General features: G+C 62.3%; 8 protein-coding genes. 6 read left to right on the top strand and 2 right to left on the bottom strand.

Annotated elements, in window-relative coordinates; all coding sequences use genetic code 11:
• Nucleotides 1-135: 135 nt before the first annotated feature.
• From DV027_RS12310 to DV027_RS12320, 3 genes are all read left to right on the top strand, one after another.
• On the top strand, nt 136-450 hold the full coding sequence (locus tag DV027_RS12310) for an Rdx family protein (protein ID WP_130732234.1): 315 nt from the start codon (nt 136-138) through the stop codon (nt 448-450).
• 95 nt (nt 451-545) lie between these two features.
• Nucleotides 546-929, top strand: a complete 384-nt coding sequence (locus tag DV027_RS12315) for a DUF4112 domain-containing protein (protein WP_130732236.1) — start codon at nt 546-548, stop codon at nt 927-929.
• Between the two features lie 166 nt (nt 930-1,095).
• Nucleotides 1,096-2,712 carry a tetratricopeptide repeat protein gene (locus DV027_RS12320; RefSeq protein ID WP_242621888.1) on the top strand — a complete coding sequence of 539 codons (1,617 nt, stop codon included), beginning with the start codon at nt 1,096-1,098 and terminating at the stop codon, nt 2,710-2,712.
• 7 nt (nt 2,713-2,719) lie between these two features.
• Here the strand turns inward: DV027_RS12320 and DV027_RS12325 are convergent, their stop codons facing one another.
• A complete protein-coding gene (locus DV027_RS12325) occupies nt 2,720-4,141 on the bottom strand; it encodes an FAD-binding oxidoreductase (RefSeq protein ID WP_130732238.1) in 1,422 nt (473 codons plus the stop codon).
• A 191-nt stretch (nt 4,142-4,332) separates the two neighbouring features.
• Here DV027_RS12325 and DV027_RS12330 point away from each other — a divergent pair, with 191 nt between their 5' ends.
• Nucleotides 4,333-5,268, top strand: coding sequence for a DMT family transporter (locus tag DV027_RS12330; RefSeq protein ID WP_130732240.1), 936 nt, complete (start codon nt 4,333-4,335; stop codon nt 5,266-5,268).
• 8 nt (nt 5,269-5,276) lie between these two features.
• Here DV027_RS12330 and DV027_RS12335 read toward each other — a convergent pair whose 3' ends face one another.
• Nucleotides 5,277-6,218 carry an AEC family transporter gene (locus DV027_RS12335; protein ID WP_130732242.1) on the bottom strand — a complete coding sequence of 314 codons (942 nt, stop codon included), beginning with the start codon at nt 6,216-6,218 and terminating at the stop codon, nt 5,277-5,279.
• A 614-nt stretch (nt 6,219-6,832) separates the two neighbouring features.
• On the opposite strand from DV027_RS12335, the gene DV027_RS12340 reads away from it, so the two are divergent.
• Both DV027_RS12340 and DV027_RS12345 read left to right on the top strand, forming a co-directional pair.
• Complete coding sequence (locus tag DV027_RS12340; protein WP_130732244.1) at nt 6,833-8,854, top strand: acyltransferase family protein; 2,022 nt, start codon at nt 6,833-6,835, stop codon at nt 8,852-8,854.
• A gap of 523 nt (nt 8,855-9,377) precedes the next feature.
• Nucleotides 9,378-10,889, top strand: coding sequence for an aldehyde dehydrogenase family protein (locus DV027_RS12345; RefSeq protein ID WP_130732246.1), 1,512 nt, complete (start codon nt 9,378-9,380; stop codon nt 10,887-10,889).
• Nucleotides 10,890-11,088: the final 199 nt, after the last annotated feature.

An 11,088-nucleotide genomic window follows, 5' to 3' on the forward strand; every position in this document is an offset into this window, starting at 1 on the left:
CCGCCTGGCACTCCTGGCCCGCAAGGTTTCCGGTGCTTCATGGCCTGAAAGCCGCTATATCCGTTCACGGTGCATGATACCCACCAGGGCAGCCGGGCGGCGCCGTCCGGCTGGATGAGACAGGAGGAACGCTCCATGACCGACCCGATCCCCACGACTGGCCGCCCCGACATTTCCATCCTGTACTGCACGCGCTGCAACTGGCTGCTGCGCGCGGCATGGATGGCGCAGGAACTGCTTTCCACCTTTGGGGAGGAACTGGGCAGCGTCAGCCTCATCCCGGCAAGTGGCGGCCGGTTCGAGGTCACGGTCAACAGCCAGCTTGTATGGGAACGCAAGCGTGATGGCGGCTTTCCCGGCCCCAAGGAACTCAAGCAGCGCGTGCGCGACGTGATCGCGCCGGGGCGCGACATGGGCCATATTGATCGCGATGGAGGCACGCCCGGTTAGGGAAAGCCTCACCCGCAATCCTCATCAGCCATCAAGGCGCGCATCCTGAATCGGGCCGCATTGTAACGCGCCATGGCACACCCCATTATAACAGCATGAACGCTTCTGCTTCCTTGGCCGCCCGCGCGCGGCCTGCCGATATCCGTGCTGAAGTGGCACGGCTGCGGAAACTGGCGACCCTGCTTGACGCCGCCTTCCGTATTCCCGGCACGAAGGCGCGCTGGGGGCTTGATACGGTCATCGGTCTGCTGCCCGTGGGCGGTACGGCGATCATGCTTGTCCCTTCCCTCTACATCGTCTGGAAAAGCTGGAAGCTTGGCGCAAGCCAGACAGTGCTGGCGCGCATGCTGGCCAATGTGCTGATCGAGGCGGCGGCTGACCTCGTGCCCGTGCTGGGCGATATTTTTGATACCGCCTTCAAGGCCGACCTGCGCAACGTGGCGTTGCTGGAGGCGCATCTCGGCCTGTCCACGCCCTAGACGTGCGCGGCAGGAGCGCTACACTATGCGCCCCACGCCCCTGAAATCAAAGAAATCCGCCTTTCATGCCTCTTTCCTTTCTTCATGCCGCGCAGGCAGGCCTGCCCATAGCCCGTGCCTGTCGTGTCGCATGTCACGGCCGTCCATCCGCAGGCAATGGCGTGGCATGAACAGAAAAGCTCCCCGCATGGCCAACGCCACCAATGCCATGCTTGCCGATGCGCTCGGCCTGCTGCGCCAGGGCCAGTTTGCCCAGGCCCGTGCCGTGCTGGAAGGCTGCACGCCTTCCCCCAATGTCGAGCTTCTGCTCGCGCATGCCCATGCGGGGTGCAACAGGGTGCAGGAAGCGGCCCGCCTGCTGTGCCGGCAGGCCGTGGCCAATCCTGGTGCCCGCCACCCCGCGCGCGACATGCTCGACCTGCTGCTGCCCCATGAGCGCGTGGATGAAGCCGAAGCCGTGCTCCGCGCCGTGCGCCAGCGCGCGGGGCAGGATATCCGCACGCATGACATGCTGGGCGAGCTGCTGCTGCAACGCGGCCGCACGGCGGAGGCGCAGGCCGTGCTGACTGACGGGCTGAGCCTGTCACCCGCGCAGCTCACCACCGGCAACCTCATGGCCGTGTGCCTGATGGAACAGGGCGAATATGCTGCCGGGCGCGACCTGCTGCTTTACATTCTGGAACACCACCCCCGCAGCGCCATGACGCATGCCAATCTCGCGCACCTGCTGGCGGGCTGGAACCGCACCGATGAGTCGCTCACAATCCACGCCCGCGCCCTCGCGCTGCGCCCCGATGATGCCAGCCTGCGCCTGAACCATGCCCTGACCCTGCTCAAGAACGGGCAGATGGCCCGGGGCTGGGCCGAATATGAATGGCGGCGCAAGCTCCCCGGCCGCGCGCGCCTGCCCGCTACCAGCACCCTGCCCGTGCTGGCGCCGGATGCCGACCTGCGGGGCAAAACCATCCTCATCACGCGCGAGGGTGGATTGGGCGACATGCTGATGATGCTGCGCTTCGTGCCGGTGCTGGCCGCCCTGGGCGCGCGCGTGATCGTGCAGGCCCCTGATACGCTGCACGGCCTGATCCGCCGCATGGATGGCGTGCGCCGCGTGTTCAATGACCGCCAGCCCGTGCCGTTTTATGACTGGCACTGCCCTTTCCTCAGCCTGCCCCATGTGCTGCACCGCATGCCGGGCCATGCAGGCGTTGCGGTGCCCTACCTGCATGCCGATGCAGGACGCGTGCGGGCCTGGGCGCCTTTCCTGCCGCCGCGCCCCACCTTGCGGGTGGGGCTGGTATGGGGCGGGGCCAGCAGGCCGGACGTGCCCGCAGCCCACGCCATGGACCGCAGGCGCTCCATCCCGCTGCGCAGCCTGGCCCCGCTGGCAGGCATGCCCGGCATCTCGCTGGTCAGCCTGCAGATGGGCACCTACGCCACGCAGATGATGGACATGCCCGCCGGCATGCACCTGCACGCCCCCATGGAAAGCGTGCGGGACATGGATGATACGGCAGCCCTCATCGCGGGCCTTGATGTGGTGGTGTCGGTTGATACCTCGGTCGCCCATCTTGCTGGCGCGCTGGGCTGCCCGGTGCTGCTGCTCGACCGGTTTGACAATTGCTGGCGCTGGCTCTCGGGCCGCACCGACAGCCCGTGGTACCCCACCCTGCGCATCATCCGCCAGATCCGCACCGGACAGTGGGATGATGTGGTCCGCCGCCTGTGCAGCATGCTGGCCAAGCGCGACCTGCCGCCATCACGCCTGCAGCCCGCCTCCTGAAAAGCGCCTAGCCCTGATAGACACGCCCCGGCGGCAGCAGCTTGCCGGGGTTGAGGATGTTGAGCGGGTCCATGGTGTGCTTGAGCGCGCGCATGACCGCAAGCGTGCCCGTGCCGTGCTCCGTCTCGAGAAATTCGAGCTTACCCATGCCCACGCCATGTTCGCCGCTGCATGAGCCACCCAGCGCCAGCGCCCGGTGCACGATCTTGCGGTCAAGCTCCAGCGCACGGGCATGGCCGGCGGGCGTATCATCGGTGATGATGAGGGAGTGAAAATTGCCATCGCCCACATGCCCCAAAAGCGGCACGCGCAGGCCGGATGCGACGATATCTTCGCGCACGCCCGCAATCAGTTCGCCCAGCTTCGAGATCGGCACGATGCAGTCGGTTGAAATGACGCGGGCCGTGGGCTCGATGGCCTTGGCGGCCCAGAAGGCATCGTGGCGGGCCTTCCACAACCGGGTGCGTTCCTCCGCCGTGTCAGCCCAGGCGAAGGCCAGCCCGTTATTGGAGAGCGCAATGGCCTCGGTCGCCGCCACCTGCTCCTGCACGCTTGCGGGCGCGCCCCCGAACTCGAAGAACAGCGTGGTGAGGTCCTGATAGCCATCCAGCTTCGAGTACCGGATCGAGGCCGCCATCTGCACGTCATCAAGCAGTTCAACCCGGCTGATGGGAATGCCGCACTGGATGATCTCGATGGCGGTCCGCACCGCATCATTGAGGTCGGCAAACTGGCATACGGCGGCGGAAAGCGTTTCGGGGCGGCCATGCAGGCGCAACTGCACCTCGGTAATGATGCCCAGCGTGCCTTCCGAGCCGATGAACAGCGATGTCAGGTCATAGCCGGTGGATGACTTGCGCACCCGCCCGCCCGTGCGGATCACCTCGCCCGTGGCCAGCACCACGGTCAGGCCCAGCACGTTCTCCTTCATGGTGCCATAGCGCACCGCAGCCGTGCCCGAGGCGCGCGTGGCGCACATGCCGCCCAGCGTGGCCTCGCCACCCGGATCAACCGGAAAGAACAGCCCCGTATCGCGGATCTGGGCATTGAGCGCCTGCCGCGTCAGCCCGGCCTGCACGCGGCAGTCCAGGTCCTCAGGGTTCATCTCGACAATGGTGGTCATCTCTGACAGGTCGAGGCTGATGGCGTGTTCGGCAGGTGTCACATGCCCCTCAACCGACGTGCCGGCCCCGAAAGCCACCAGCGGCACCGCATTGGCATGGCAGGCGCGCAGCACGGTGGCCACATCCTCTGTCTTGCGGGCAAAGACCACGGCGCCGGGCAGGCACGCGGCCTCCATGGCCTCGCCATGGCTATGGGCCTCAAGCACCGAGGGCGACATGCTGACCTGTGCCGCGAGGCCGCCTTCGCGGATGGTGGTCAGGGCGGCCTGAAGGCGGGCTGCGGGCAAGGCGGGCGTGTCGGTCATGCAAGGTGTCCAGGCAGAAAATCAAACAGGTCGCCTTAGTGTAACAGCATATCCCGGCACACGGCCAGACGGGGCGGCTGGCGGGCCAGCATGCCCGTCATGCCTTTTTTTTCAGGCATCTGCTGGCAACCGGCCCTTGCGCCTACTGCCCTATAATGCCCAAATGCACGCCGCAAAACGGGGGGAAACAGATGAACTTGGCCTTTCTTACCTCGGGCATGATGCTGGCCTTTGCCGCATTTTCCTCATTCTCGATCAGTGATGCCTATTCCAAGCTGCTCGCAGGCCAGCTTGACCCGTTCGAGGTTGCCTTCTCCGGTGGCGTATTCGGCTTTCTCATCATTCCCTTCATCCGCAACAAAAACGAATCCTACCGCGATATTTTCGCGCCCACCCATCCGCTCATGTGGGTAGTGCGCGCCGTGGCCACCTTTGCCGCCACTGCCGCCAGCGTTGAAGCCTTCATGCTGCTGCCCATGCCTGAGGCGCTCTCGCTCATGTTCCTCATGCCGCTTTTCGTCACCATCCTGTCCGTGACCCTGCTGCATGAGAAGGTATCAGGCTGGGCGTGGCTTTCGGTCATTCTGGGTTTCCTGGGCGTGCTGATCGTGTTGCGGCCGGGCGTGCGGGCGCTGCACCTGGGGCATCTGTGCGCGCTGGTTGCCGCCATCGCCAATGCCGTGGGCGTGATTGCCTACCGGCTGGCGGGCAATGACACGCCCCGGCTCTCGCTGTTCGGCTCAAGCCTGTTCGGCCCGCTGGTGGGCGACGGCGCGCTGATGCTGGCCCACGCGCACTGGCCACACGGGCTGAAAACGTGGATGTTCCTGTTCGGCTACGGCTTTCTTGCAGCCCTTGGCCAATTATTCATGATGATGGCGACCGCGCGCGCCCCCGCCAACCGCGTGGCCCTGCCCCAGTACAGCCAGATGCTGTGGGCCGTGGCGTTCAGCTACTTCCTGTTTCACCAGCCGCTTGATGGCTGGACGTTTGCGGGCATTATCGTGGTCACGCTATCGGGCATGATCAACTGGATCCGCCAGCATATCCTTTACGGCGAACTGGTACTGAAGGAACGCCGCGCGGCCCGGCGGCGGGCCGAGACCTATGAACCCGATCGGGGCTGAAGGCAGCCTCAATGCTGCGCGGTCAGCAGGATGAACAGCACCATGGTCAGCACGGATGCGACCGCGCTGAGGAACAGGGTTGACGCCGCCTCCTGCTCATCGGTTTTGAAACGGACCGCGAGAATGACCACGACCGTGCCCACCGGGATGGACAGCGTGAGCACGGTGGCGCGGATGACATCATGCGGCAGGCCCAGCGCCACCAGCACCAGCCAGGCCCCGGCGGGCACGACAATGTTGCGCGCGAGCACCGTCATCACCACCGGCAGCGTAATGTGCACGCGCTGCAGGAACAGCACCACGCCCGATGCGAACAGCGCGACACCCGTGGCGGTATTGCCCAGCAGGCCCATGGCGCCAAGCAGCGAGCGGGGAATATGCACGTCCAGCACCACCAGCGCTGTTGCCAGAAGCGGCGCCCACACGATCGGTTCCTTCAGCGCGGCCCCCACCTGCCCCACGAAACTGACCGATGCGCCATCCGCCACCGTTGCATCATGGCCCAGCATCATCATGCAGACCGGGGTCTGGACTAGCACCATGGCAAAGACCGCGGCCGATATGGCCACCGCCGTGCTGTCATGCCCGATCAGGACCGGCAGCATGGCGGAACCGATAAAGGGCACCGAGGGCGCGCCAATGGCCAGCCCCTGCAACGCCGCCGCCGCCCCGCCACGGCGCGCCACATAGCGTGACACCCCATACGCCACGGCAAAACTGGCGCACATGAGCCCGAAGACCGAAGCCGCCAGCGGCATCTGGCCTGCAAGGATGGTGCGCGGCATGCGGGCGATACCCACAAACAGGTTGAGCGGAAACGCATAGAGCATGACCAGCCGGTTCAGGACAGCGACATGCGTGCCATCAAAATCATGGTGCCATCCGGCGCGGTACCCCAGCACAAACACCACAATGAGAGGCAACATCGCGGCAATAATGGTCGAAAGCATGGAATGAAACGGCCTTATCCTACGCGCACCCACGCCAGCCCGGCTGGGGAACTGCCAAAAACAATCCTGAGCAGACCTGCGCGGATATGGCAATGGTGTGCCTGGTATTTTGGAACGGGTTTTTCTTTTTATGGAAATTACATGCATTTCAAGGAGAGCAGAAAACATTCACAAAAATTTTTACAATTTTCATGAAGTATTATGGTCATTTTACAGAAATAATTTGACATATTTTATTAAAAATTTGTCAAATATACTTTACATTATCGCTTAAAAACAAAAATTATCTGAACATATTATTTATTATATTTTTATAATATGGATATTACTTTATTATGAAAACCCTATACACACGAATTTTCCCACCAAAATCTTCTTTGGGTTTTTTCATCCTACCGAATGCATTGCCGCGCGGCATCCGGACCAGCGATAGGTCGCTTTTTACAGGCATGCAGGGATTTATTTCATTTATCAGTAAAATATACTAAAATAAAATTTACGTGAAACAACTACAAAGAAAAACTCTTAAATAATACTGGCGTTTGCGTGCAGCTATTCCCCTCCCCTGAACAGTGCCTGCGCACCGTTCACTCCTGCACGAAAAGAGCCAGCCCATGGCCCCTGATCCCTCCCGCCGATACCGCCGCGATATTGATGGCCTGCGCGCCATTGCCGTAACCGCCGTGGTCCTGTTCCATGCCGGTCTTTCGCCGCTGAAATCGGGTTTTACCGGTGTAGACATATTTTTTGTCATTTCCGGTTTCCTCATAGGTGGCATCGTATACCGCGATGTCGGGACGAAGCGCTTTCGCTTCGATACCTTCTATGCCCGGCGCGCCGCCCGCATCCTGCCCGCGCTCATGGCCGTCATCGCCTTTGTCACGATCCTTGGCGTCGTGCTGGCAAGCCCGCAGGACTACAGGCAGATCGCAATCGGGGCAATGGCAGCCCTGAGCGGGTGGTCAAACATCCTGTTCTGGCGGCAAGTCAACTATTTCTCGCCCGATGCACATCTTGATCCGTTTCTCATGACCTGGTCGCTCGGGGTGGAAGAGCAGTTCTACCTGCTTTTTCCCTTCCTGTTACTGGCGCTGCGCCGCATGCAGCGCTCTTTCGTGCTCGTGGTCATTGGCGTGCTCTGCCTTGGTTCCCTCGTCCTGGCCATCATCGGCATGGGCCGCTGGCCCACGGCGGTCTTCTACCTTTTGCCCACGCGGGCATGGGAACTCGGGGCGGGAACCTTCCTGGCCATCGCCCGCTCGGGGGCGACAAGGCCCCTGCCTGCCCTGCCTGCCAACATACTGGGCTTTGCGGGTATCGGGCTTGTCGTGCTGTCCGTCTGTCTTTTTAACGAACATACGCCCTTCCCCGGCCTGGCCGCGCTGCTGCCGGTGGGGGGCACGCTGGCGCTCGTGCTGGCGGAGGGCAGTGTTTTCAATCGCACCATCCTGTCCGCGCGCCCATTCGTGGGGGTGGGGCTTATTTCCTATTCGTGGTATCTGTGGCACTGGCCGCTCATGGCGCTGACATGGCTGTGCATGGCGCAGGCCCCGCGGCCTGCACAGCTTGTGGTGGTGGCGTTCGTGTCGCTGGGGCTGGCCGTGCTGTCATGGCGTTATATCGAACAGCCTTTCCGCCATGTGCGCCTGCCCAGCCGCACGGTCCTGCTGCGCTATGGCAGCGCCACCGCCTTATGCGGGGTCGCCCTGGCAGCCATTTACATGAGCCACGGCTTTCCCGCCCGCTTCAATCCCGCCCTCCAGATAACGGAAGCCAGCCTGGCAGCCGGGCGCGGCGGTTCATGCCTGGCCAATTATGGCGATGCCCGGCCCAATACCAGCTTCGCCTGCATGCATGACACCGGACGCCTGCAGATAGCCCTGCTGGGTGATAGCCACGCCGCAGCCCTTGCCCCGGCCCTTGCCCGCATCGCGCATGAAGGCGGGTATGATTTCGTGCAGTTCACCAAATCATCCTGCCCGCCACTGATGGGGGCCACGCGCCTCATGCCGCAGCATCCGGGCCATGCCGCCACCTGCGCGCTCTATAACGAACGCGCCATGGCACTGGTGGCCAGCAACCCTGAAGTGCAACTGGTGGTGCTGACCGGCTACTGGTCTGCCCCCTATGAAGCCGATGCGGGCAATGACGCCTATGTCGACCCCGCACATCCGGTGGATGACGGCGTGGTGGCTGGCATCGCCCGCATGCGCGACGCCCTGATCCGCACCGAAACCACCCTGACGCAGGCAGGCAAGAAAGTGATCGTGCTGGGCGACGTACCCCATTTCCGCCTCGACCCCGCGCGTGAGGCGGTAACGGCGTTCATGCCCGTGCGCGCATGGATCGAACACCAGCTTGACCCTGCCCTGGCACTCGCCGGCGGGATCGCGCCCCTGCCCTGGGTCGTCACCCCCTCCCCTTCCATAGAAAATGCCGTGCGCGTGGCCGCCACCACAATTGGCGGCATAACCTATGCTTCGTTATATGAGCGCTTCTGTACACCGCAGGGGTGCCGGTTCAGCCGTGAATCCGCCTCGCTCTATGCAGACTCCCAGCACCTGTCAGGCGTGGGGGGCGAATTCGCCCTCAAGGGCCTGATCGATGTCGCGCCCTCCACAATGGCCGACAAGTAAACAGGGCCGCCTGCCCACGCGCCCTCCTTCGCGCCCGAACAGCTACGCCCGTCGTGGCTGTCCGGGCATGCATCCCCTCTCATCCCCGCACCCCCGATGCGGGGAAAGTCGCATGAAATCATAAAATATTTCCTTTTTGATAATAGTTTAACACATTGATTTATATATATTTACACTCCGGTTCTAATGGCACTTGATGCATATATCACGGTTACGTTATCTCCCTCTCCCTTGCGTGAGGGGGTGCGTCTATATATCAATGAATACAGATGATTCTCCGGCTTTCCACCGGGGTATATCCAGAACTGTCAGGTTTGCAGGAAAGGCATAGACTTATGCTTTACACGACCATGAGAATGAATTTCCAAATATCTGGCATTCTGGAACATCATAAAAAGTAAAAACAAACCAAAAACGAAATATTTTTACTGTATTTTCTTCGCGCTGGGCTCTTTGCATTGTGCGTCATGCATGTTTGCGCCCTGGCCTGATGAATACGCCATTACCCTGAAGGAAAATCACCGTGTCAGCAGACAGCATCACGGCGGCCCCGCCGTTCAAGTCCCGTTATGGTAACTACATTGGTGGCAAATGGGTTGCCCCCGTCGATGGTCATTACCTGACCAACACCTCCCCCGTTGATGGCCGCGTGCTGTGCGAAGTGCCCGCTTCCACCGCAGCCGACGTGGAGCTGGCACTTGATGCGGCCCACAAGGCAAAGAAAGCCTGGGGCGAGATGGCGCCTGCCGACCGCGCGCTGATCCTGCTCAAGGCAGCCGATGTCATGGAAAAGAACCTCGACCTGCTGGCCCGGGCCGAGACATGGGACAACGGCAAGCCCATCCGTGAAACCCTGACCGCCGACATCCCGCTGGCGATCGACCATTTCCGCTACTTCGCCGGCTGCATCCGCGCCCAGGAAGGCACGCTGAGCGAGATCGACGCGACCACCATCGCCTACCACTTCCATGAGCCGCTTGGCGTCGTGGCCCAGATCATTCCGTGGAACTTCCCGCTGCTCATGGGTTCGTGGAAGCTGGCGCCCGCGCTGGTCGCCGGTAACTGCGTGGTCATGAAGCCTGCCGAGAGCACGCCTGCCTCCATGCTGGTGCTGATGGAGCTGATCGGTGACCTGTTCCCGCCCGGCACGCTCAACATCGTCAACGGCCTGGGCCGCGACGTGGGCGCCGCCCTGTCCAACAGCGACCGCATTGCCAAGATCGCCTTCACCGGTTCCACCCCCACCGGCAAGATGATCGCGCATGCCGCCGCCGAACACCTGATCCCGGCAACGCTGGAGCTGGGCGGCAAGTCGCCGAACATCTTCTTCGCCGACATCATGGACAAGGACGACGACTACCTGGACAAGGCGGTCGAAGGCTTCACCATGTTCGCCCTCAACCAGGGCCAGATCTGCTCCTGCCCCAGCCGTGCGCTGGTGCATGAATCGATCTACGAGAAGTTCATGGAACTCGCCCTGCCCCGCATCAAGGCGATCCGCCAGGGCAACCCGCTTGATCCCAACACCATGATGGGCGCGCAGAACTCGCACGGCCACCAGGAAAAGATCCTGTCCTACATCGACATCGGCAAGGGTGAAGGCGCCGAGCTGCTGACCGGTGGCGGCCGCCCCGACCTTGGTGGCGACCTGAACAACGGGTGCTACGTGCAGCCGACCGTGTTCAAGGGCAACAACAAGATGCGCATCTTCCAGGAAGAGATCTTTGGCCCGGTTCTGGCCGTGACCACCTTCAAGACGGAAGAAGAAGCGCTGGCCATCGCCAACGACACCCCCTTCGGCCTCGGCTCGGGCGTGTGGAGCCGCGATGCCAACACCTGCTACCGCATGGGCCGTGGCCTTGAGGCCGGTCGCGTGTGGGTCAACTGCTACCACGTCTATCCGGCGCATGCCGCCTTTGGTGGCTACAAGAAGTCCGGCATTGGGCGCGAGACCCACAAGATGGTGCTCGAACACTACCAGCAGACCAAGAACATGCTGGTCAGCTACAGCGAAAAGAAGCGCGGCTTCTTTTGATCCGCTGAGGGGGTGAAAACCTCCTGGCCATAAGGCAGGGCGCGGCGGTCGGGCTGGTTTAGCGGGCCGGCCGCCGCGTTCCATTGTCCGGGCCATTCGCGTCGGGCCCGCGGCAGGGCAGTTTCGACGCGGAAATCTCACAGAAGGGTTGTACATCGGGTTAGATTATGAAAAAGTCTGTTTTGCACAAAAGAAATTT

This window comes from Komagataeibacter xylinus, assembly GCF_004302915.1.
Taxonomy (GTDB): domain Bacteria; phylum Pseudomonadota; class Alphaproteobacteria; order Acetobacterales; family Acetobacteraceae; genus Komagataeibacter; species Komagataeibacter xylinus_C.